General features: G+C 54.3%; 22 protein-coding genes. 8 read left to right on the plus strand and 14 right to left on the minus strand.

The genetic code is table 11. The features are described from left to right. Window positions 1-164: 164 nt before the first annotated feature. The 3 genes from TU86_RS06640 (at window position 165) to TU86_RS06645 (ending at window position 2,853) form a co-directional block, all read left to right on the plus strand. Complete coding sequence (locus tag TU86_RS06640; protein ID WP_048363496.1) at window positions 165-836, plus strand: hypothetical protein; 672 nt, start codon at window positions 165-167, stop codon at window positions 834-836. 361 nt (window positions 837-1,197) lie between these two features. After that, window positions 1,198-2,028 (plus strand): hypothetical protein, encoded by an 831-nt coding sequence (locus tag TU86_RS22870; RefSeq protein ID WP_157395883.1) that lies wholly within the window; start codon window positions 1,198-1,200, stop codon window positions 2,026-2,028. Window positions 2,029-2,058: 30 nt separating this feature from the next. Then, window positions 2,059-2,853, plus strand: coding sequence for a hypothetical protein (locus tag TU86_RS06645; protein WP_048363497.1), 795 nt, complete (start codon window positions 2,059-2,061; stop codon window positions 2,851-2,853). 87 nt (window positions 2,854-2,940) lie between these two features. Here the strand turns inward: TU86_RS06645 and TU86_RS06650 are convergent, their stop codons facing one another. The 7 genes from TU86_RS06650 to TU86_RS06685 form a co-directional block, all read right to left on the minus strand. Then, on the minus strand, window positions 2,941-4,650 hold the full coding sequence (locus tag TU86_RS06650; RefSeq protein ID WP_048363498.1) for a reverse transcriptase domain-containing protein: 1,710 nt from the start codon (window positions 4,648-4,650) through the stop codon (window positions 2,941-2,943). Between the two features lie 289 nt (window positions 4,651-4,939). Next, entirely contained in the window at window positions 4,940-5,149 is a 210-nt protein-coding gene (locus TU86_RS06655) for a hypothetical protein (RefSeq protein ID WP_048363499.1), read from the minus strand. A gap of 64 nt (window positions 5,150-5,213) precedes the next feature. Further along, window positions 5,214-6,056 carry a hypothetical protein gene (locus TU86_RS06660; protein WP_048363500.1) on the minus strand — a complete coding sequence of 281 codons (843 nt, stop codon included), beginning with the start codon at window positions 6,054-6,056 and terminating at the stop codon, window positions 5,214-5,216. A gap of 98 nt (window positions 6,057-6,154) precedes the next feature. After that, a complete protein-coding gene (locus TU86_RS06665) occupies window positions 6,155-9,043 on the minus strand; it encodes a DUF927 domain-containing protein (protein ID WP_048363501.1) in 2,889 nt (962 codons plus the stop codon). Next, window positions 9,040-9,312, minus strand: coding sequence for a DUF3077 domain-containing protein (locus TU86_RS06670; protein ID WP_048363502.1), 273 nt, complete (start codon window positions 9,310-9,312; stop codon window positions 9,040-9,042). Before TU86_RS06670 ends, TU86_RS06665 begins: the two co-directional genes overlap by 4 nt. After that, window positions 9,309-9,593: a hypothetical protein gene (locus tag TU86_RS06675; RefSeq protein WP_048363503.1), complete on the minus strand. Its 285-nt coding sequence runs from the start codon at window positions 9,591-9,593 to the stop codon at window positions 9,309-9,311. The genes TU86_RS06670 and TU86_RS06675 overlap by 4 nt, the downstream gene beginning before the upstream one ends. A gap of 385 nt (window positions 9,594-9,978) precedes the next feature. Further along, window positions 9,979-10,179: a helix-turn-helix domain-containing protein gene (locus TU86_RS06685; RefSeq protein WP_048363505.1), complete on the minus strand. Its 201-nt coding sequence runs from the start codon at window positions 10,177-10,179 to the stop codon at window positions 9,979-9,981. A gap of 120 nt (window positions 10,180-10,299) precedes the next feature. Between TU86_RS06685 and TU86_RS06690 the strand changes: the two genes are divergently transcribed. Beyond that, the gene (locus TU86_RS06690) at window positions 10,300-10,839 is read left to right on the plus strand and encodes a hypothetical protein (RefSeq protein ID WP_048363506.1); all 540 of its coding nucleotides are present in this window, start codon (window positions 10,300-10,302) and stop codon (window positions 10,837-10,839) included. On the opposite strand, the gene TU86_RS06695 is transcribed toward TU86_RS06690, so the two are convergent. From TU86_RS06695 to TU86_RS06705, 3 genes are all read right to left on the minus strand, one after another. Next, entirely contained in the window at window positions 10,832-12,043 is a 1,212-nt protein-coding gene (locus TU86_RS06695; RefSeq protein ID WP_048363507.1) for a site-specific integrase, read from the minus strand. The two genes, TU86_RS06690 and TU86_RS06695, sit on opposite strands and share 8 nt — an antisense overlap. 185 nt (window positions 12,044-12,228) lie before the next feature. Then, window positions 12,229-12,504 (minus strand): hypothetical protein, encoded by a 276-nt coding sequence (locus TU86_RS06700; RefSeq protein ID WP_048363508.1) that lies wholly within the window; start codon window positions 12,502-12,504, stop codon window positions 12,229-12,231. A gap of 133 nt (window positions 12,505-12,637) precedes the next feature. Continuing rightward, window positions 12,638-13,957 (minus strand): histidine-type phosphatase, encoded by a 1,320-nt coding sequence (locus TU86_RS06705; protein ID WP_048363509.1) that lies wholly within the window; start codon window positions 13,955-13,957, stop codon window positions 12,638-12,640. Between the two features lie 335 nt (window positions 13,958-14,292). Here TU86_RS06705 and TU86_RS06710 point away from each other — a divergent pair, with 335 nt between their 5' ends. Continuing rightward, window positions 14,293-15,534 carry a glutamine synthetase family protein gene (locus TU86_RS06710; protein WP_193387772.1) on the plus strand — a complete coding sequence of 414 codons (1,242 nt, stop codon included), beginning with the start codon at window positions 14,293-14,295 and terminating at the stop codon, window positions 15,532-15,534. 103 nt (window positions 15,535-15,637) lie between these two features. Further along, entirely contained in the window at window positions 15,638-16,981 is a 1,344-nt protein-coding gene (locus TU86_RS06715) for an MFS transporter (RefSeq protein ID WP_048363511.1), read from the plus strand. 44 nt (window positions 16,982-17,025) lie between these two features. Here the strand turns inward: TU86_RS06715 and TU86_RS06720 are convergent, their stop codons facing one another. The 4 genes from TU86_RS06720 to flgA all read right to left on the minus strand — a co-directional run bounded on the left by TU86_RS06720 (window position 17,026) and on the right by flgA (window position 19,622). Next, window positions 17,026-17,766, minus strand: coding sequence for a flagellar brake protein (locus tag TU86_RS06720; protein WP_048363512.1), 741 nt, complete (start codon window positions 17,764-17,766; stop codon window positions 17,026-17,028). Between the two features lie 92 nt (window positions 17,767-17,858). Beyond that, the gene (locus TU86_RS06725) at window positions 17,859-18,326 is read right to left on the minus strand and encodes a flagella synthesis protein FlgN (RefSeq protein WP_048363513.1); all 468 of its coding nucleotides are present in this window, start codon (window positions 18,324-18,326) and stop codon (window positions 17,859-17,861) included. Between the two features lie 50 nt (window positions 18,327-18,376). Next, window positions 18,377-18,700, minus strand: coding sequence for a flagellar biosynthesis anti-sigma factor FlgM (gene flgM / locus TU86_RS06730; protein WP_048363514.1), 324 nt, complete (start codon window positions 18,698-18,700; stop codon window positions 18,377-18,379). Window positions 18,701-18,851: 151 nt separating this feature from the next. Beyond that, window positions 18,852-19,622, minus strand: a complete 771-nt coding sequence (gene flgA / locus TU86_RS06735) for a flagellar basal body P-ring formation chaperone FlgA (RefSeq protein ID WP_048363515.1) — start codon at window positions 19,620-19,622, stop codon at window positions 18,852-18,854. Window positions 19,623-19,699: 77 nt separating this feature from the next. Here flgA and TU86_RS06740 point away from each other — a divergent pair, with 77 nt between their 5' ends. After that, window positions 19,700-20,632: a chemotaxis protein CheV gene (locus tag TU86_RS06740; protein WP_048363516.1), complete on the plus strand. Its 933-nt coding sequence runs from the start codon at window positions 19,700-19,702 to the stop codon at window positions 20,630-20,632. Between the two features lie 46 nt (window positions 20,633-20,678). Then, window positions 20,679-21,506, plus strand: coding sequence for a protein-glutamate O-methyltransferase CheR (gene cheR, locus TU86_RS06745; protein ID WP_048363517.1), 828 nt, complete (start codon window positions 20,679-20,681; stop codon window positions 21,504-21,506). Window positions 21,507-21,712: the final 206 nt, after the last annotated feature.

The following is a 21,712-nucleotide window of genomic DNA, read 5'->3' on the forward strand; positions in this document are numbered from 1 at the left end:
GGCATTGAGCGGTGATCTCTCGATGGGCAATGCTATTGACAGGATTTATAAAGCGTTTACGACTCGCTGGTTTAATCAACGCAAGCCGACGTGGGGACAAGCACTCAACTCACCGTGCCATGCCTCTACAATCGACATCAAGAAAATACAGGAGCAGAACAGATATGGGTCTAGGGAGCGCTGATGCTTACATCAGTATGGTGTCAGGTCTTGTAGGGGCGGTGATTGGCGGCTGGTGTACGTTGAACGGGGCAACCAAAGCACATGGATTAGCGTTGAAGAAGGAAGAAGCTGCTGATAGGGAGAGAATGATCACAACGTTAATGCTATTGCGCACCGAGATTGTTGGTTCATGGGAGCTGTTTCATGAAGAATGTGGCGATGAGTTGTTGGGGCAAACTGAGGGTACGCCGTTTTTGAGTATTTTGCCGATCGGGGCTAATCCGTTTCCTATATTTGACTCGGGGCCGGCAGCACTGAACCTTGTACCGCGAGAGCTTGCAAAGAATATCGTCCATTTCTATATGCGTGCGAAGGGTCTAATTGCTGCGATCGAGATGAATAACCGCGATTATGATCAAGCTCTTCAACATGCTCGACTGCGCTTGCTCACCCAGGCAGAACGCGCCCACCAAGCGGGTGACGAGGTCTCTGATGAGACGCACGATGAGGTTTTCAACTATAGCGTGGCGTTTATGGCTGGCCAGTTAGGTATGGGCGATACCGCCGACTCGATCAGATCGCTCACGCAGGAGCTGGCACCTATCGTTCAGCGCATTACGGAGGAGGTCGATAAACTCTTTACCCCTGACTTGGAACATAACCGGGTGAGCTAACGGAGCCACCTTGTTTGAAGCGGCTAGGTGTGAGAAGGCGCGTATACGTCTGTATCGTATCCACCAAATCTAGGTGACAGTAGACGGAGTTGGAAGTTTGGTGGCAGTGAAATAGTGCATTAGTGCGCGCTGACAGGAGAGGACCGTTGCAAAAGCATCAGTTTCCTACTGCATGCCGTCGTATGGGATGTCTAGGCTGAAATTTTGGGTGACCGGGACTCCCCCAAGGATCTGGGGGAATGTTCTCTGCCTGTCCCCCCCATAGTGTTTTATTGGTGGAAGGGCCCGGGGTTGCTCGTTTTTGATTCCAAAGGAACCAAGATGTTGGATAGAATATAAAATATTTTACGGAGTGTAAAGGATGACAACGTTATTATCGTGGACAGGTATTGATCCGCACGGTCCGGCTTCAATCTATATCGCCAGCGACAGCCGAATTTCTTGGGGACTAGGAAAACACTGGAATTTAGGGCGCAAAGTTTTCGCCTCTAAAACAAGCCCTGAAATATTCGGCTATTGTGGCTCGGTCACGTTCCCTATTCAGATATTAGGGCAGTTAATCGAACTTATTGATAACGGTCTTTTGCTAGCAGAAAATGACTGTTTTATAGTTAAGCTGGAAAAAATAAGGGCCAAGATTGAAGAGAGCTATAGAAACCAGCCGGTTTCGCAGCACGATGTATGTGAAATAATTTATGCCTCTAGAGAAGGCTCTAGAATGAGTTCTACGTTTCACGCAGCGATTATCAGAGTTAGTCGATCGGGAATATTGACCGAAAGATGCGTACTCCCAGAGGTTTCTGGAATAATCGCAAGCGCAGGAACTGGAAAGCCTTCACTAAAAAACTCATATGCTGAGTGGATTGGTCCAATGCTCCAAGACCCGGAAGGAAGGAGTAGAACGAGTCGAAGTGTATTTGGAGCATTTTGTGATGCGCTTATGTCTGAGGCAGACTCATACAGTGGAGGGGCCCCTCAGCTCGTTGGTTTGTACAGAGAGGGGCCAGCAAAAAATTTTGGAATAATTTATAACGAATCTAGGTTCATGAATGGAATTGAGGTAGGTTCTAGCCCCTTTCTAAATAATATTGAGTGGAGAAACAGTATGTTTGAACGCTGCTGTGGTGAGACGATGAAAATACTTAAAAATGCGCAGCGCCAGCCAAGACCAAATAACAAGAAAAAGATATAGCTGATCTCGGTACTGTTTAGGGGTGAAGTGATGATTCAGGGGCAGGTTGTTTTTTATATGTGGCATTCGTTCAGACAGTCTCTGATTCATAAGCATTATTTTTTTTTGGAACAAGCGCGTAAACGGCTGCTTTCACAATTCGAAGATATGGGAACTGATTCGAAACGTGCGGCTGTTGAATGGTTAGCTAAACATAGCAGTGGTTTCAACTCAGATCGAGACGATGCTGAATCTTATTATGAGTCCGCTTATGATGCAGGCATTGAACATTATGAACTATTGAATGGAATGCGCGACCAGACCCGGCTTAGTGTCCTTGCTGGATTATTCCACGACTGGGAAAAGCAGTTGCGTGATTGGATGGCTAAAGAAGTTAGGCATTCCTATGGGAGTGAGAATGCTGCAAATAAAATCTGGAAAGCAAATTTTAGCCAGATTATTGATTTGATAGAAAGCTATGGTTGGCCCATTCGGAACGCGCAGTATTTTGAGCGGATTGACGAGTGTCGATGCGTGGTGAATGTTTACAAACATGGGGATGGAGGCTCATTTGTAGAGCTGAAGAAAAAGTACCCCTATTATTTAGTAATTCCATTCGCCGTAATTGACCCAATATTTTTTGATGTTGATCTTCTTGATTATACCAATGTAAAGGTTTCAGACTCACAGCTTCAGGAATTTTCGGATGCGATTGTAAATTTTTGGCAGGATGTTCCAGAGCGTCTTTATGGTCGGGATGGAATGGAGGTTCCCGATTGGTTTGGAAATGCGATCAATACGGATCAGGCAACCCGCTTAGGAAATCGCTCAGTGCCAAAAAATTAAGCGCATATGAGTGTTTTTTTTTTTTGAGTAAAATCCAGTATGTAAGCTTCAAGTTTTGATATTCAGCACATTAGGGCGAATCCCAACTCATTTACTGTACGAAGCGGCAATCGCTACGATCTGCGTGAAGGTTCCGCGAAATCCACTGAAGTCAACATTGCTGAACGGTGGTGCCCCATTAAAAATATAATCGGCAAACTTATTCTTAGGCAATGCTATGTTCTTCTTTTCCTGCAAGTTGATGACTTGATCATCGTATATTAATGACTGCTTGCTGACTCTGCAAAATAACTGAGGGTTGTCTTTGTGGCAACCTAAAGAATCAAACTCATCTTTGGAGTACAATCTCCGGCCCTGACTATCGGGGGTGTAGATCTGAGCGTCTTGGTACAGGTGTTCAATGCAAATTAGATCGCTTGGATCCCTAAATTCCGGCGTGGGTATTATGAGGCTAAATACGTTGTTAGTATGGTCTCTATAGTTCCCTGGAGACCCACTCATCTCATTAATTATGGGGCGTTCATCTCTATCAAAAATGCATATGGTAAGATGTCGCTGAAGCGTTTCGCAAAGGTTTTCACATAAGGCTTTAAGACCCGAACTTCCAGTTTTTTTCGAGTTTCTAAAAATTAGATTTAGCCCGGCAAACTCACCACTCCGCTGAAATGCGCGTAAAGCTGCTTGAAAATGCTTCGTATCAGTAACACCCTCGGTATAAATATGAATCTCGCCTGTGATTGTGCGTGATATTTTCTGTTCGTCTATATGGTAGTCGCTGTCTAACGCCTGTAGGCGTTTCACAAGCGTTAGAAATGTGCCATCTGAATAACCTTTGACATGGCCGACATGAGTTATTTTTCCGCGGAGGACCAATTTCATCTGAGGCGACTCGCCATCAAATCGATTGCTTTTATCTATTTTACGTTTCCAATAATCTTCCGCTGCTTCAAGCCCATGCTGTTCCCAAGCGTAAAGCGCTGCTCGAATCGATTTAATAAGTTCCTTGGGAACGTTGGATTTGCGATTTACGACCACTCCGGTAACTAACTGGCGCTCAGATCTTTTGCGCAATATGGTTTTGTCGAGGTTTATTTCAAATCCTGCGTCGATGATTATTTTTTTGAGAGTGTCGCTTAATTCGGCTGAACCGTCTTCGCCGCGGATGGCAATGGATGGCGGAAACTTACTACCGTTGTTGGAAATAAATATGTCGTCCGCATAGCGAGTGTAATAGCACTTATTTAAGGCTGCGAGTTCTTTGAGTTTATAGTCCAGTCCTTTGCAAAGAATGTTGCTGATTACTGGGCTGGCTGGCGAGCCTTGGGGTAATCGCTGGCCTTTTGTACATAAGAGAGCCGTTGTTTTTGCTGGTGCTTCTGCGAAGTTATACGGACTGCGGTGAAGTATTCCGGCAATTCGAATAAAACTAATTGTGTGAAAAAAATCCTTTAGGTCTAGGCGTAGCAACCAACGTTGGCCAATATGAGTTGCTGCATGTTCGACAATACCTCTATCCTTCACATAAGCGAATACGCACGCTCGGGGCTTGTAGTTTTCTTCCAGGATGTCTGCGATTGATTCTTGAATGTCTTTGAGCCCTTTAATTGGGGCTTCAATTAACCTATCGCCTCCATTTCGTTTCTTAATGGTGAACTCTTTGTACTTCTCGTCGTCGGCCAAATGATAGGCGTAATAAGTTAGTTTGGCCGTTGTTATACCTAGCAATGCGGCCAATTCTTTATTGTTTGCCACCTTGCATTTTGGTGCGATGGGAAAAGGAAAAAGAGACGCATCCATTGCAGGTTCATGCTCCTACGGAATTTGGAGGGTAACTCAGGACCCCAACAACCGCGAGAACTTCTCGGCGGCGCGACGCGAGAGCGTCAAAGGTAAAAGCACTACAAGCTGAGACGTATGCATCTCAGAAATGCGGGTCCTGAGCCCCAGCGCTTATCGTAGCGATGTGACAGCATGCTATCAATGGCTATTTAAGTTGATCCACGCTGTCCAAGCCGACATGTTTTGAGGCGTTTGCGGTGTAGGCGCGCTGGATCATCCGATGCCTCAATCGTGGCGTGCAATTTCATCAACTGCTCTTTCTTTTGAGCTGGAGGTCAATGAAATCAAGCTCTGCCTTGATTGCACCAATCGTGAGCGCCTCGACTTTGGTGTCTTTGTTTGCTCTTGCATTGAGCTTTTTCGTATTGGCCATGGTGAAAATGATCCCGTTCAAATGAAGCTTTCGGGCCTTTAGGTAATCAGGCATCTCAGTGCTGTTTTGTGGTGGTGTATTCATGGTGAGACCGATGGTAGGCCCGAAACAGCCTACCTTTCTCAGGCTGCTTCGGGGAACATTTGGGTTAGGCTGCCAATAGGTCAAGCAGACTGTGTCGCTTTGAGCGATCCACGAGTTCTTGCCAGGTCCAGCTTCCGAAGTTTTCGCCCTGTTCAGGGATGTCCAGCTTCATCAGTGCGACTGGGTCTCGATTTATCAGGTTGCGTGCAGCCCACAGCTTGCCGCCGGTCTCCAGCAGCGCTTTCGCCGCCTCATTCCATTGTTCTTCTAACACTGTGTTTGCCAAATGAGCCGCTTTTTTCTCAATTTTGGCGCGTTCTTTTTGTGCCTCTGTGATATGCAGATCAATCGTTACCAGCTCCTGCTCCAGCGCCGTGATGAGCAACTGTTGGCGGCGGTGATGCTCAACCGCAGCTGTAAGGTTTTTTGCTGCCTTTTGAGCTTCGGCGTTTGCCGCTTTCTCGCCTTCCACATCGCCCCAGGCGACAGCCTGGGCATAAGCAGTGGCCGCGTCCGTTTCAGCTTGTCGCGCTTTTGCCATGTCTTCCTGATCGCTCTGGCGCACTTGTTGCAACCTGGTCTCGATGCTGCTGCGTTTTTCGTTGAGTTCCATCTCGTCGGCTTTCCAGTTCGCCATATCGCTGAGATAGCCCGCAGCCAAGCTCTCACGGTTTGCCAATGTATCAAGGCGGTCTATCTTCTGGTTCAGTGCGCTGATCTCGAGATTTCGCGAGTCGATGCGTCTTTTGTGATCGTTGATTTCATCCTGCACGGCCCGTTGACGGCCCTGTTGGATAACCTCTGGGCTTTCTAGTGCCGCTTCAAAGGGTGCCAGGTCGAGCCGAATGCTCTCCATTTCGTGGGTCAGTGTGTCGCGGCGGTCTTTCAGTTCTTGGATAGTGGTCATCTGTATTATCTCTGGGCACTACGTTTGATAGGCATGGTCGTTGAACGGCTGGCGAGGCCGGGAATGAGCCGGCGCTACCTCGATCTGTAGGCTTACAGCTAGGCGGCTTTTGCCTCGCGTTCGTCCTTTCCTGGAACTGTCTTCACCACATAGCAGCGCTGAGGTCCTAACCCAGGTAGACGAATCAAGCTGTACGCCTTGCCATCGCTTCCCGGTTCGAGCATGCCCCGTTGCAGCAGCTCCTTATTTACTGCACTGATGTTCATGCCTCTGAAGATTTCGGCACGCCAGGCTTCAGGCAAAACGTAGTAGGTGTTGGTGGTGTGCAGGGCGTCGCCCATGCCGTGTTCCAGGGTCTTGCGAAAGCCCAACCGATCAATCGTGCGCGGCCCGTGCTCATCGATCTTTGCGGCGGTAGACTCCCAGCGAGTAAAGCGGCTTTCGCCAAAGCGCTCTATGACCTGACGCAATCGCGCCGAGATCGCATCGCCCTCGAAATTCCCGGCGCCGCCGCGTTCGGTCAGCCATGCATGCAGACACACGCGGGCAGCGGTCGTAGCTGTGCCATCCGGCCAACCAGTCACATCGAAAGCGGTAGCTAGCTCTCCGGCCGCTGCCGCGAGGCCAAAGCGAAGTGCTGCACGCTGTGCCTGACCACTGGCCGAGGCGGGCAGGTTTTGGGTGATGAACTGCTCCACCGTGCGGCGCACGATCACCGACCACCTGAGCATTTCTCCTGGCGCGCACAGTGCGTGCAGGAAGGCGGTGAGGGGTGTGCCGTAGTATTTTGCTACACGGGCCTTGAGCGCATCGGAGAGGGCAGCAGCATCCTCAAAACCGTTCAGCACATCGAACATGCCGAGACCTTTGCTCGCATCCGCAGGCACGGCGAGCATGCGCACCTCCATACCGGCTTTCAGCTCCTTGTTGGCATCCGCCATGTGCTGCGCCAACGTTTTCTCGCCGGTCGAGAGAAACAGCAAGCGCCACTCCTGCACCTGTCGGCCCGCTTGTCCTCGATCATTCGCCCGGGCCTTACCGGTGCCGTTGCCGAGCATGTAGACCGTCTCGCCAATAATGCGCGGGTCGCACATGCCGATTTCATCCAGCACCAGAAGACCGTCTGAGTGGGCGGCGGCGATGGACTCCAGGGCGTTATCCGTGGAACGCCACGAACGCACCAGACGCGGCCCGCCATAGACCGAGGCAGCGACCTGCAAGTGGGTAGTCTTGCCGCCGGAGCTGTCGCCGTAGAGGTGGAAACCGCCCGACTCATGACCAAGCAGGTTCAGCAGAGGTCCCGCAAAGGCCACAGAGACGACAAACGCCAATCGGTGATTACCAACGCACAGCGCGCCGATTTGCTGCTGCCATTGCTCCAGAGAACCCGCTTCGCTGATTGGTGGAAGCTGCGCACCGGCTTCATAAAAATGCAGGTGTTCGGCGTGTGAGCCGATTTGCTGTTCGGGCAATAGGAATGCGTTGTCGTGCCAACCCAAGCGTGTGACCAAACGTGCGCGCTGGGCGCTGTCGAAGCCGCCGAGGTAGCTTTGTAGGTCGTTGCGGGCATTGCGTCCTGATCGGCTCCCGGCAAGGCGCAGGCCCATGTCTACCAGCGGACCAAGCACGTCTTTGCCGAAGTCGCCGGTCATGGTTCGGGCCGGAATGTTCCAGCGCTTTCTGGCGCCGTCTGGGTCGTCAAATTCGACCAGTAAGCCCCAGTTGTGACCCTTGTCGTCGCGAGTGCGAGCGATGATTTCGAGAGGTGAACACACGGGGCGCGCCTCGCCATCATCACCAGAGTAAAACACCCCTTCAGGTGTTAGGCGAAAGCCGCCCGGCAATGAGTCATTTTTCGATTTCGCAGGGCGTTTGGAAGGTGGCTTCCCCTTCGTTTGTTGAGGCTCAGTGGGCTCAACGACAGTGCCGAAAAACTCGCCGTTGCGTACCAACTCGGCGACGTGGCCAGCGGTCCAGCCTTTGGCTAACGCATCTGCTGCGTCGTCGCTATCCGCCCATTTTCCACCCTTAACGATCGTCGGTTTCCCGCCTTTGCTGCTTGGCTTGAGCTTGAACACGTCGAGCGAGATTCCTTGCACTGATGCAGCGCCCAGTTCTATCAGCTTGAGCTCAATGGCCTCCATGCAGGTCTTGCCGCTGGCATCGTTATCTGGCCACAGCACCACCGTGCGACCTTTGAGTGGCGTCAGGTCAGCCTTTTGCCAAGAGTTGGAGCCGTTCGGCCAGCAGGTGGCGACGTAGTCGGGCATCAGTTCAGCAGCGGCATCAGCGGCCTTTTCACCCTCACATAGCACCACAGGCGCATCTGCACGCTGTACCAGCTCATCCAGACGCAGCAAGGGCCTTGGCTGAGGCAAGCCTTGCCAACGCCATTGTGTGGTTTGTCCATCGGAGCGTTTGCACCAGGTCAACGGCGCAAAGACCTTTCGCGGTTTGCCATCTTCATCTGGGCCCAGGTCGAAGCGATACAACGCCATGACCGGCTGGCCCTGAGCATCGCGATAGATCCACACCTTGGACGGGGTGCCGTGTTGTCGGTGCTTGGCAGGGCACTTGTTCATGGCCTCGGCCGGGATCGGCTGAATTGCGACCCACTCAGGCACTGCGCTTTTCGTCGGTGCGCTTTTGGTGGTTGCAGATCCTGCGGAAACACTGAGCAGATCCGCCAGCTTTTTGCAGGCCTCAACGTCGGTGCGGCCATCGATGTAACGCACCAGGTCGATCAGGTCCCCGCCCTTATCTCCAGTGGCAAAATCCGCCCAGGTGCCTTTGCTCAAGTTGACCTTGAGTGAGCCTGCGCGTTTGTCCGTGCGCGTCGGGTTCGGTGCTGTGTATTCCTTACCGCCGTCGACACGTTTGCCGTTTGGCAGCCAGTGAGTAAGGACGCGGTCGATATTCTTCAAAGCGGCACTTTTTACGTCGGCAAAGCTGGGACGTTTTGAGTTGTTGCCAGTGCGCTGAGTCATGGTGTGGTCCTCGACTCAAGCAACGCCTCGTTCACGTCGTCGATCAGTGCCTTTGCCATTTCGCCGAGGTAGAAGGCAGGCCAACTAAAACGCTCGCCCGCATCACTGATGGCTGCATCGAGGATCAGTTGATTGGCGTGGTGCAGAATCTGGGAGACGGCTTCAAGTGCGTCCTCCAGCGGGATACCGGCATTCACCCGAAACAGGTTTTGGCCGTTACCGTTGGCAGGGGAAAACTCGGAGCGTCCACGCGTGCTGGAGTGGGTCACAGCGCACCGCCTTTCTGGCCCATCGGCACAGAGGAGGCATCACCGTACATGGCGAGTGTTTTGATCAAACCCAAGGTGCCGCGCACGTCCCAAATAACAGACGACAGCACGCGGTTGGAAAGCAGGGGTTTATCGCCGTCTAAGTGATCTTCCAACAGCATGAGAACTGAATCGGCACGGTCGAGCGCACAGGTGATGGCGTCGATAGGCAGACCGGCTTCGGCGTCCTGGCTGACGCAGAGCAAATCCTCGGGCAGTGCAAAGCCTGGGAGCATGCTCATTGGGCACCCCCAAAGACTCTCAGATTTTCATGTTTGATTGTTTGGGCGTTTGAGTCCGCCCATTCGGCGTATTGATAATCTTGCTTGTTGAGGGAGTTGAGCGGCACTTGAATTTTATAGGCGCCACAGCAACGAAGGACTTCAAGGTCAACTACTCGTGTCGTGTTCGACATTCTGCGTTGATCAAGAATTACCCCCATATGGTCTATCAAATTTATGGTGATATGCTTAGAAGGTTGCATTGCGGTCTGCTCAGATTTGCTGTGTGACAGTCGAGTCAGTGGTACGAACACTGACTCGACACCCTTTTCTTCGAGGGACAGGTATAGAGCTAAGCTACGCGATAGAATTCTTTGCAGATTTGCCCCCTCGAATAACGACGCGCTCACCTTGATCCTTCCTTTGCTGCGCGTTCAATCCACGCCTTGAGCTCGGTCATCAGAATCAGACGCCGCCGTCCGAGTTTGAAAGCTTTAAGGTCGCCCGCAGCGATGAGCTCATAAACGCCTGATCTTGAATAGCCAACCACGCGGGCTGCGTCTTCAACGCTAACTGCAAGGGGGGAAATGTGTTCGGGATTGTTCATTAGCTTGCCTGTCCTTGATCGGTGGAGCGGACTGTACGATACTGGTCCGGACGTAAACATCCTATTTGTAAGTAACACGATCTGCAAGCAAAAATATTGTGGACATTCAGAGGAGGGAAAATGGCTAATCGTTCAAAGAAGGCGGTTTTATCAGCTAGGGTCGACCCCTACCTCAAAGCCGCGCTGGAGTTGCTGGCGGTCTCGCGAAACGAGAAAATCGTAAAGATCCTAGAGTCATGCCTTGAGAATGGGATGAATGACAGAATCATTGCGAATCCGTTTAAAACTCCGCAAAAAAAATTGGAGAAAGTCAGTTTCATGGTCGCATTCGCGGCGATCTGGTCGGAGAATGAAACGCTTTACAAATTACGCGCTGGAACTCTAGGGCCTGATTTTGCTGGCGAGGAGTTGTCGATGGTCGCTATGTTTATCAACGGCGATAAGTATTTCGACGGGGAATTCGATGTTTTTGGGGATCTAAACGGTTCGAAAGATACGTTTGGCTTTGAACCGCGAATGCAACCTCGCGTGAACCTTGCGTTGGTGGAGAGGGAATGGCCAATTGTTGAGGAATACGTGAGGTTCCTCTCGAACAACAAGCCACTTCAGCCGGGCTATGCCGATTACAAAAGTATGCGAGCTCACTCTCTGGCTAAATGAGTTCAACCGCAGCGGCTTTTGTTTCAGGCGCCAGATGGGCATATCGTAGTGTCATCTTAATATCGGCGTGCCCTAGCAGATCCCGTACCGTGTTGAGCGGTACGCCGGCCATTACGAGGCGTGAAGCGAAGTCGTGACGCATATCGTGCCAGCGGAACCCGTCGATCTGCGCCCGCTCAAGTAACTTGAGCCAGGCGCTTTTCACGTCTTCAAAGCGACCGCCGTCCTGGCCAGGGAACACATACGGCGATTTTTTCACCTGCTTCTTCCAGGCTTCAAGTACGCCCAACGCCTCCTTGTTCATCGGGATGTGGCGCGTATCGCTGGTCTTGGTGGTGGCCCCAGCGACTGTGATTGTCTTGGTGCCGAAGTTCACTGCTGACCATTTCAGGTCGAACAGCTCTCCGCGCCTCATGCCGGTATTCAACGATACCAACACCATTGGCTTCAGGTGATCGGTGAAAGGCAGTTCCAGCAGGCTTGGCATCGGCTCTCTGTGGCGGTCCGTCCGCCAGGTGTTTGCACTCTCGCGCTCGGCCCTCATTTCATCCTGTCGAGCGTCCAGGGCGTCGCGTAGACGCTTGGTCTCGTCAGCAGCCAGGTAGCGAATCACCCCCTTTGAATCGACTTTGAGCTGTTTCAGCTTGGTCAGCGGGTGTGTATCGATGTACTCCCACTCAACGGCACGACTGAAAACACCACTTATCGAGCCCATTTTTCGATTCACCGTCGAGGCCTTGTTGCCGGCCTGCATCCAACCGGTGCGGATCTGCTCCAGGTCTCGTCCGGTGATCGCGTCCAGGCGCTGGGACATGATTGGGGCAAAGTTATTACTGAGGGTGTGCTGCGTCTTCTCGTGGCCTTTGTGATGAGCCTTGAACCACGGCATATAGGTGTCTTCAATGAAGTCGCGTAAGGAGGGCAGGGTGGCGCCCCTTCGGCCTTGACTGACCGTCAGAGGCTCTCCATGTGCTCGGGCTTCTGCGAGGTACTGAGTGGCCTCAGTGCGCGCTTGATCAAGCGTGAGTATGCCGACACGGCCTAAAGTCTTCTTCCGGCCACGGGCCCAGGAGACGACGTAAGATTTTGCACCTGCGGCAGTAACACGCACGAATAGACCGCCGACGGTGGTATCGTGAACTTCGTATTCGTTGCCAGTGACGTGCAGTGATCCGAGCAGTTTGGCTGTTAGCTTCTCTTTCAATTTGTTCCCATGGGTGCATGGTGGGTGCAAAAAGAACTATACGTGGTCGTTTTTACGGACACAATCGGACGCTAGGGCCAATAAACGCTGGGCTTCCTCAATGGTGGCTGGGCTTTATATGACCCTCCTAAGGGGAAGGTTGCAGGTTCGAACCCCGCCTGGGACACCATTTCACGCATCTCCCTTTACTCGCGTATTGCAATTGAGGCTCCTGGCCACAATTCGGTAATGCGTCGATCCAGTTCTTCGAAATCTGCCATGCCGAGCACGCGCGTGGTGTTCAGACCCCGCAAATAGCCCTTGAGTTGATGTGCCGTGGCGCGCTGCGTTTCTACGTGCGCGTGATCGTCAAGCAGGATGTCTTTATAGGCAATGAGGTACTCGGCCACACGATCACGGTACTCGGGGAGCACGGCGTCCAGGATCAGGTCGAAGGTGCGTTTTTTTGGCTGGCTATTCACGGTTTATTCCAGATCGATGAGTAGGTTGTTGTTTTTGTTACATCCAGATTTGAATGTAACTCACCCTTTACCTCGACGGCGACTGTGTGAAGCACTTCTTGTTTGGAGGCTTTATGGCGCTCGTGATGGACGCTTAAGGCATTGATGAAAAGCGATAAGGCGTGAGCGCAGTCGGGTCGATGTTGTGATCGACCGTGGCTATTGCGTCTTTGAGTGGGCACAACAGGCCGACGCGGGTGGCGCGGCAGTCGTTGGCGCTTTTGAAATCGCTGCTCAGCGGTTTTGCTGTGCCCCTGAGTTGGGTCAGGTCCCGGATCTGGTCCATCGACTGCGCCTCAAAGGCGATGCGTAAAAAATAGGCACCGGTTTTGACTTCTTTGTAGCGCTCGAACTGCAAAGTGCCGACGGGCGGGATGTTGTTGTCGATGTAATCGCCCAGTTTCCAGCTGAAACCCAGCATGGTGCGCAGGTACGAAATATTAGTGTCGTGGGCCACGAGCAGCATCAAGGGCACGTCCGGTGGTGCGCCGGTGGCGTCCTTGGATGCCAGTGGGGTGCCTTGTTTGAGTGCCAGCGAAATCTGGTTCATCAGCTCAGAAGCGCCACGGCTGGCGATGTAGGGGATGTCGTTCAAGTAGTCGTATTTGGCCTTGGTGAGCACCATCAGGCTCGACACTTCAGCGGCCGTGCGGGCGTGGCCAAACGCAACCTTGTTCAGCGGCAGGCCCTGGCTGTATTCGAGGCGAAACACTTCGCCCATGTTCGCGCCAGCACTCAGGCCTTTGATCGAGAAACGACCTTTTTCGTTTTGCACCAGCTGCCACGGTTCGTGGCCATACGCGCAATTGACGTCGGGCAGGCAGGCGACTTCACGCAGGGTTTCTTCGAAGGGCGCGTAACGCTTCTGGGCCGCTTCGACGCTGCCGCCCAGGGCCTTGAGAATCTGTGCCTTGGCTTTTTCGGCGTCGAGGGCGGCGAAGCTCATCTCGTTAGCCTGAAACAACGCGTCTTGTTTGCCCGCCACGTAGGTGGGCTGCAACCCACAGCCGGGAAACATGCCGTCGAGTAATGCCTGGGCCGTGGCTTTGGTGCGTTGCCGCGGGCTGGCGTGCACCAGCAGGTGTTTGGCATCGGGGCAGCCCTGCGCGATCAAGCCTGCGTGGCGCAAAACCGCGCCGCGATAGCGGCCCATCTCCACGGCGCCGGTGTAGCCGTGGCCGGTCAGATTGCCCAAGGGCACCAGCCACGTCGGCCATTGGCGCTGGGTGACCTTGGTCAGCCGCTTCTCATTGGACTCGGTGGGCGGGCGCACCCCATGGCGACTGACCTGCACCACTTTGTCCAGTACATAACCATCGCTGCTGGGCGTTTGCGCGAAGGCCATCGGGCTGAGGGTGCTGGCCAGCAGCAGGCCAATGGCGCATCGGGACACAGAAAATACGGAGTGCTTCATCAATATTCCTTATGGCAACGCAGCGCAGGAGCGAGCCTGCGGGTTCTTCCAAGACACAATTGGCGACAGAGTCTAGTTGGCAATTGTTACTGCGAATGTGTTTTCTGCCCTCGGTGTCAGGATCACGCCGTGTTTGTGAGCATTTGTGTAGCGCTCGCTTGAAATACCGAACAGGTGGTGCGTATTTTGTACGGGTTGCCGTTCGCGGCGTGTACAACAACAAGGAAAGCGTCATGACGACCGATGGCCAGGGTTCACTCGCACAGCGACTGTCCGGCATTGATGAGATTGAATGTGTAACGCCCGATTTGAACGGCGTACCGCGTGGCAAGGTGATGACCGCTGAAGGGTTTCTGGAGGGGCGACGCCTGCAAATGGCCCGCGGTGTGCTGCTGCAATGCATCATGGGCGGCTACCCGGAGTCACGTTTTTATGGCAGCGATGACGGCGACCTGGCGTTGGTGCCGGACGCGGCGCACATCCATCGCCTGCCCTGGAGCCTGCAACCTCGCGCCTTGGCCATTTGTGACGCCGACGAGCTGAGCGGTGAAAGCTCGTGCCTGTCGACCCGTGGTCAGCTCAAAGCGGTGATCGCCCGCTACGCAGCCCGCGGATTGGCTCCGGTAGTGGCCACTGAGCTTGAGTTCTTTGTGTTCGCGCCCAATACCGACCCGACCCAGGCGTTCCAGCCGCCAGTAGGGCTGGACGGTCGCCGTGAAGACGGTTTTTCGGCGTTCAGCATCAGTTCCAACAATGGCCTGCGGCCCTTCTTCAGCGAAGTGTATGAATGCATGGCGGCGCTGGGCTTGCCCCGTGACACGTTCATGCATGAGATGGGCGTAAGCCAGTTCGAGATCAACTTGCTGCACGGCGACCCGCTGCTGCTGGCCGATCAGACGTTTTTGTTTAAGCACTTGCTGAAGGAAGTCGCGCTCAAGCACGGCCTGACCGTGGTGTGCATGGCCAAACCGCTGGCGAAAACGGCGGGTAGCTCGATGCATATCCATCAAAGCGTGGTGGAGCTTGGCACCGGGCGTAACGTATTTAGCGATGAGGCGGGTCAGCCGACCGCGACCTTCCGTCACTTTATCGGCGGGCAGCAGGCGGGCATGGCAGATTTCACGGCGTTGTTTGCGCCCAACGTCAACTCCTACCAGCGGCTGTGCCACCCGTATGCGTCGCCGAACAACGCATGTTGGTCCCTCGACAACCGATCGGCGGGCTTGCGCATACCCGCCAGTTCACCTGTGGCGCGACGCGTCGAAAACCGTTTGCCGGGGGCGGATGCCAACCCGTATCTGGCCATTGCTGCAAGCCTGGCGGCCGGTTTGCATGGCATCGAAAACGAGCTGGAACCGACGGCTGCGATTCAGGGTGAGTTTGAAGTGCCTGAGGCATTGTCATTGCCATGTACCTTGCATGCCGCCCTTGAGCGTCTCAAGTGCAGTCACTTGGCGAGGGAACTGTTCGGCAAGGAGTTCATCGAAGGTTACATTGCGTCCAAGACGATGGAGCTGACCAGCTTCTTTGATGAAATAACACCCTGGGAACGCCGTGTATTAGCGGCTCAGGCTTAATCGTCCAGACGGCACAAAGCCTTGCGGCTTGACCGTTTGAACCTGCTGCGCTCGGCTATCGTCAGATAGCCCGACCGCCACTGCATGGAGTCGCGCAACGCCGATGCGCCAAATCTGGAAGTCTTTTAAAGCGCTGTATTTCGCCTCGCTGATGATGTTGATCGGCTCGGGCTTGTTGAGCACCTACCTTGCCTTGCGCCTTGCGGCCGACAATGTTGATGGCCTGTGGATTGGTGGCTTGATGGCGGCCAACTATTTTGGCCTGGTATTGGGCGGCAAGATTGGCCACCGCTTGATCGCGCGCGTGGGGCACATTCGTGCGTATGCCACCTGCGCCGGGATCGTCGGCGCAGCGGTGTTGTGTCACGGTTTAACCGACTGGCTGCCTATGTGGCTGCTGCTCAGGGTTATCGTGGGTTTGGGCATGATGTGCCAATACATGGTCATCGAAAGCTGGCTTAACGAGCAGGCCGACGCCAAGCAGCGCGGCGTGGTGTTCAGCCTGTATATGATTGCCTCGTATCTGGGCCTTGTGCTCGGGCAATTGATTTTGGTCATTCACCCGCAGTTGGGCCTTGAATTGCTGATGCTGGTGGCGCTGTGCTTTGCCCTGTGCCTGGTGCCCGTGGCTATGACCCGGCGCATCCACCCGGCGCCTTTGCACCCCGCGCCGATGGACCCCAAGTTCTTCATCAAGCGCGTACCACAGTCGCTGATCGCCGTGATGGGCGCCGGGCTGCTGGTGGGTTCGTTCTACGGTCTGGCGCCGCTGTATGCCACGCAGCAGGGCTTGTCCACCGAGTTGGTCGGTTTGTACATGGGGTGCTGTATTTTTGCCGGGCTGCTGGCGCAGTGGCCGTTGGGCTGGTTGTCGGATCGCTATGACCGGCCGCTGTTGATTCGTGTGTTTGCGTTCATCCTGGCGGTGGTGTCGCTGCCGCTGGCGATCATGCCAACCGTGCCGCTGGAGGTATTGTTTGTCGCGGGTTGGCTCAGCGCGCTGGTGCAGTTTTGCATCTATCCGCTGGCGGTGGCGTTTGCCAATGACCACGTAGAAGCTGAGCGGCGCGTGTCATTGACCGCCATGTTGCTGGTGACCTACGGCATTGGCGCCAGCGTCGGACCGCTGGTGGCAGGTGTGCTGATGAAGGTGCTGGGCAGTCAGATGCTGTACGCGTTTTTCAGTGTGACGGGGCTGGTGCTGGTGTGGCGCATCCGACCGAATGCGGTCACCAACTTGCACCAGGTCGACGATGCGCCGTTGCAGCACGTCGCCATGCCCGACAGCATGTCCAGTTCGCCCTTGGTGGCAGCGCTTGACCCGCGGGTGGACGAGCAGGTGGTGCAGGAGCAGATGCAGGACAGTGTCGAGCCGGTGGTTGAGCCTGAAGAGCCTCATCCCGGCCCCCTCCCGGAGGAAGAGGGCGCCGATCTGCGTAAGGACTGAAGCAGTGTGCGCTTAAACCCCTCTCTCTTTAGGGGGGGGATCACTCAATAATCGTCGTCTTTATCAAAGCGTCGCGCATCACGTTGCAACTGATACACAAAACGCTCGACCTGACGCTGCACACCGCCGCTCATGTTGTGAAAACGCATGCCGGCAAAGGTGATGTTCAGACGCTCTTCAAAGTGCAGGTAGCGCAACTCCACAGGCGTGGTCATGGCGCCAAAGGGCAGGGCGGCGTTAAAGCGCTCGTAGACTTGCCCCAATTGCAGACGTTCACTGATGTCGCCTTCAAACCTCAGCTTGCAGCCTGTGGCGGACACATCCAGCAACTTGCCTTCGATCGGGAATTTAATCTTGTCCCCGTCGACTTTTACGCTGACCAAGTCCGCCAGCTTGAGTGCTGCGCGGAACGCATTACGGCGCTGGTGGTAAACGATTTCGCTCGGTAAGGCGCCGTGATAACTGCGGTGACCGTCTTTGTCTTCAATGGTCAGTTGAGTGGTGCATTCCCAGGCTATGCGTACGCCATCATGAAAACCTTCAACGCGAAACGGCTCGCCAGCTTCAAGAAAACGCTCACCGTCACGCGGGATCATTTCATCAAAGGCGAGGGTGGCGGTATCGCGATCTACGTCAATCAAATAGCTCTGAAAGCGCTGACTGCGTTCGTGGAAGGTGATGATCAGGGGGTCATGGCTCTCTTTTAGCATCCGCAAAGTGGCGGAAATTTCCAAGGCAGAGGTGAATACCTTTGGAGGCTGCGGAGCATCTTCGGCAGTGGACACGGTTCGTCAATCTCCAGACAAAATACAACAACACGCAAAAGGCGGCATTTTGCCAGTATGTTGCGTCCTTAGGATAGTGCAGGCCGGCGAGCTTAAGCCTGACTGAAGGCGCGTGGTTTGTTGACCAGCGCTGTGGTGCCGCGAGCGTCATACAACGTATGGGCTTCGCCGCCGTGCAGGATGCGCTGTTGATTGGCAGTAATGAGCTGTTGCGTCTGGATGGCTTGGCCATTGACTGCATTGGCAGCTTGGCACTCAGCCAGCAACTGATTCAGTGCAGCGCTTTGGGCCAGCAGTTGCGGGCCAACATCGGAGTGGCTGGCCAATTGTTCAAGGCCGCTGTGGTTGGCTGTCAAGCCGAGGCTAACCAGCAGTTCGCTGCGTTTGCGCCCATGCTGGTCGAGCAGAATGATGAGCGACTGCTTGCGTGCCAGGATCTTTTCGAGCACCAGCATATCGCGCCCTTGCAGGGCGACTGTTTCGTCTTGCAGCAGGCTGAGCAGTGTCTGGGCCGAGCCGAAGTCGTCGTTGATCAGTTGCAGTAAAGTCGTGTCGTGCATGGCTGGCTCTGGAATTTAAGCGTCCAAAAGCCTGGCGCTTGCCGCGAAGGCTAGCGCTGGGCTTCCAAGTTAAGCAATTTGCTGGCGACCCGATTGCTGTCGACGGTGTAGCTACCATCGGCAATGGCCTGTTTCAACTCAGCCACACGGCTTTTGTCGACAACCGGTTGGTCACGCAGCGAATCGCTGATTTTTTGCAACTGTTGTGCCTCGTGGCTCAGATGCACAGATTCCCCGCTCGGGGCGTTGGCATCAGCGCGCTCAGCGTTAACAGGGGCCGCTTGCGTGGCGCTACCTGCTTCCTGAGTGGCGTTGCTGCGCGTACTGCCGGTTAAAGGCGTGGTGCTGTTTAGGCGACTGAAGTCGATGACCATGTTGGAAAACCTCTGGGTATTTGGACGCTTGCCATGTTTTCGGCCATACCCGAGAAAACTTTAGGCTCGATTAATCATAGGTCGACGCGAATCAGTACTGATCTGCGTCAAGCGACAGTGTAGGAAAGTTGAGGTACGTATGCCAACTGTCCTACAAAGCCACCTCGACTTGCCCTGGCCCGGTAATGCGCGCTTTGATCACCCGTTTGGAGTTCAGGTTCTTGACCCGAACCTGTTCGCTGAGGCCGCCGTCGGACAGCGCTTCGCCGGGCATTCTGACAGTCAGTGTGCCGCTGCGGGCGTTGATCACCACCTGATCGCCCTTGCGTACTACGGCGGCCTGCTCCAGATGCGTCAACGTCAGCACTTGGTCGGTGACCATTGGTCGCAGAAGTTTTTGGCCAACGGCCAGTTCCACAGCCGTCATGTAGCCCTGATTGATCAGGCTGATGTCCCGCTCACGCAGGACTACGTCGTCATAGTCGATCACCATGCCGCGCTTGAGCGGGTGGGTAACGGTCACTACCTCGCGGAACAACTTGACCTGCGCCGGTACGAAGATCGTCCAGGGCGAGCTACCCTCACAGCGTACGCGCACGGTGACGCGGCCCATGGGTTGGGCCGGGCTTTCAAGGGTGGCTGTCAATTCCTTGTCGCACTGGGCCAGGCGCAGGCGGGGGTCCAGGTTGTTTACCTGGATCTCGTAGCGGCCTTCTATATGACCAGTGGCGAGGTAGTCTTCGACAGTGAATTCAAGAAAGCCTTGGGTCACGCCGATAAGCTGAGTAGGAGATGTAAACCCATCAGCGTAGGATTGTGCTCCAGCGCTTATCAGGCACCCGGCCGCAAGGAAGCTTAAAAAGCGGCGGCGCAGCGTCTGAGGAATCGGCCAGTGGCGAGAAATTGTCGTTTTTGCATTCATGGCGGATAAATAGCAAAGCCCGTGCCGTTTACCGGGTTATGTGCGTCGCAACTTAAAGTTTTTGAGGGGAACCGAGTATGGCTGGGGTGATGGATGCGGTTAACCAGCGCACTCAACTGGTGGGGCAAAACCGCCTAGAGCTGTTGTTGTTTCGCCTGGACGGGCAGCAGTTGTACGGGATTAACGTGTTCAAAGTCCGCGAGGTGCTGCAATGCCCCAAGCTGACAGTGATGCCAAAATCTCACCCGGTGGTCTGCGGTGTGGCGAGTATTCGGGGGGCGACCATTCCGATTCTCGACTTGGCGATGGCCACCGGCGCAGGCGCTTTGAAAGATCAAAGCAGCCCGTTTGTGATCATTACCGAGTACAACACTAAAACGCAGGGTTTTCTGGTGCGTTCGGTTGAGCGCATTGTCAACATGAACTGGGAGGAGATTCATCCGCCACCCAAGGGCACCGGGCGTGATCACTACCTGACGGCGGTGACGCGGCTGGATGATCAGTTGGTCGAAATCATCGACGTTGAAAAAATCCTGTCTGAAGTTTCGCCCTCATCCGAAAGCATTTCGCACGGTGTAGTTGACGTTGAAACCCAGAGCAAAGCCGTGTCGTTGCGAGTGCTGACGGTGGATGACTCCTCAGTGGCGCGCAAGCAGGTAACACGTTGCCTGCAAACGGTCGGCGTTGAAGTGGTGTCGCTCAATGACGGCCGTCAGGCGCTGCAATACCTGAAGAACATGGTGGACGAAGGCAAAGACCCGTCAGAAGAGTTTCTGATGATGATCTCGGACATCGAGATGCCGGAAATGGACGGTTACACCCTGACGTCCGAAATCCGCAGCGATCCGCGCATGCAAAAGTTGCACATCATTCTGCATACTTCGTTGTCCGGGGTATTCAATCAGGCGATGGTCAAAAAAGTCGGCGCCAATGACTTTTTGGCAAAATTCCGCCCTGATGACCTGGCATCCCGGGTAGTTGACCGGATCAAAGAAGCAGACCACAGCTAGGGGCTTGGCCCTTGGCGGTTAACACGATTGATAGAGGCAGGATCATTTGTCTACGGGTAATTTGGATTTTGAGCAGTTCCGGGTTTTCCTGGAAAAAGCCTGTGGCATTTTGCTAGGTGAGAACAAGCAGTACCTTGTTTCCAGCCGTCTCAACAAGCTGATGGAACAGCAAGGTATCAAGTCGCTGGGTGAGCTGATTCAGCGCATCCAGAGCCAGCCCCGCAGCGGGTTGCGTGAGCAGGTGGTCGATGCAATGACCACCAACGAAACCCTGTGGTTTCGCGATACCTACCCCTTTGAAGTGCTGAAGAACAAAGTCCTGCCTGAGCTGACCAAGGCTAATCCGGGTCAACGTTTACGTATCTGGTCGGCGGCGTGCTCTTCGGGGCAAGAGCCGTTTTCGCTGTCAATGGCCATTGATGAATATGAGCGCACCAACCTTGGGCAATTGAAGGCGGGCGTGCAGATTGTGGCCACCGACCTGTCCAGTTTGATGCTTAACACCTGCAAAACGGGCGAGTACGACAGCCTCGCGATTGGTCGTGGTTTGTCCCAGGAGCGCTTGCAACGTTACTTCGATCCGAAAGGGCCGGGGCGTTGGGTGATCAAGGCGCCGATCAAAAATCGCGTCGAGTTTCGCTCGTTCAACCTGCTGGACAGCTACGCCGGGTTGGGCAAGTTCGACATGGTGTTCTGCCGCAACGTGCTGATCTACTTCTCGGCGGAGGTCAAAAAAGACATCCTGTTGCGTATTCACAGCACCTTGAAGCCAGGGGGGTATCTGTTCCTCGGTGCATCCGAGGCATTGAACGGCTTGCCGGATCACTACCAGATGGTTCAGTGCAGTCCGGGCATCATCTATCAGGCTAAGTAAGTCGATCTGCGCCACATCAAAACGGGAGCCCGCAAGGCTCCCGTTTTTTTGTGCGCCAGCGCCAGCGCGCTGTTCTATTCATGCTCTTGAGCGGTTGTCGAGGAACAAAGCGGCAGAAAAGCGGCAGTCGGCGGTCAGTCATTGCCGCTTTTCTGGCATTGGCGCAGCTCATCTCCTCGCAAAGCCTTGAAATATGGGGATGTGAA

Origin of the sequence: Pseudomonas weihenstephanensis, from assembly GCF_001043055.1 — a bacterium.
Lineage (GTDB): Bacteria > Pseudomonadota > Gammaproteobacteria > Pseudomonadales > Pseudomonadaceae > Aquipseudomonas > Aquipseudomonas weihenstephanensis.

Excerpts from the sequence above, each read along its gene's own strand:
- TU86_RS06655 (WP_048363499.1), bottom strand. The coding sequence starts at position 5,149 with ATGAATACACCACCACAAAACAGCACTGAGATGCCTGATTACCTAAAG.
- TU86_RS06665 (WP_048363501.1), bottom strand. The coding sequence starts at position 9,043 with ATGACTCAGCGCACTGGCAACAACTCAAAACGTCCCAGCTTTGCCGAC.
- TU86_RS06740 (WP_048363516.1), top strand. The coding sequence starts at position 19,700 with ATGGCTGGGGTGATGGATGCGGTTAACCAGCGCACTCAACTGGTGGGG.
- flgA (WP_048363515.1), bottom strand. The coding sequence starts at position 19,622 with ATGAATGCAAAAACGACAATTTCTCGCCACTGGCCGATTCCTCAGACG.
- TU86_RS06660 (WP_048363500.1), bottom strand. The coding sequence starts at position 6,056 with ATGACCACTATCCAAGAACTGAAAGACCGCCGCGACACACTGACCCAC.
- TU86_RS06685 (WP_048363505.1), bottom strand. The coding sequence starts at position 10,179 with ATGAACAATCCCGAACACATTTCCCCCCTTGCAGTTAGCGTTGAAGAC.
- TU86_RS06690 (WP_048363506.1), top strand. The coding sequence starts at position 10,300 with ATGGCTAATCGTTCAAAGAAGGCGGTTTTATCAGCTAGGGTCGACCCC.
- TU86_RS06710 (WP_193387772.1), top strand. The coding sequence starts at position 14,293 with ATGACCGCTGAAGGGTTTCTGGAGGGGCGACGCCTGCAAATGGCCCGC.
- TU86_RS06645 (WP_048363497.1), top strand. The coding sequence starts at position 2,059 with ATGATTCAGGGGCAGGTTGTTTTTTATATGTGGCATTCGTTCAGACAG.
- TU86_RS22870 (WP_157395883.1), top strand. The coding sequence starts at position 1,198 with ATGACAACGTTATTATCGTGGACAGGTATTGATCCGCACGGTCCGGCT.
- TU86_RS06705 (WP_048363509.1), bottom strand. The coding sequence starts at position 13,957 with ATGAAGCACTCCGTATTTTCTGTGTCCCGATGCGCCATTGGCCTGCTG.
- flgM (WP_048363514.1), bottom strand. The coding sequence starts at position 18,700 with ATGGTCATCGACTTCAGTCGCCTAAACAGCACCACGCCTTTAACCGGC.
- TU86_RS06640 (WP_048363496.1), top strand. The coding sequence starts at position 165 with ATGGGTCTAGGGAGCGCTGATGCTTACATCAGTATGGTGTCAGGTCTT.
- TU86_RS06725 (WP_048363513.1), bottom strand. The coding sequence starts at position 18,326 with ATGCACGACACGACTTTACTGCAACTGATCAACGACGACTTCGGCTCG.
- TU86_RS06675 (WP_048363503.1), bottom strand. The coding sequence starts at position 9,593 with ATGAGCATGCTCCCAGGCTTTGCACTGCCCGAGGATTTGCTCTGCGTC.
- TU86_RS06650 (WP_048363498.1), bottom strand. The coding sequence starts at position 4,650 with ATGGATGCGTCTCTTTTTCCTTTTCCCATCGCACCAAAATGCAAGGTG.
- TU86_RS06715 (WP_048363511.1), top strand. The coding sequence starts at position 15,638 with ATGCGCCAAATCTGGAAGTCTTTTAAAGCGCTGTATTTCGCCTCGCTG.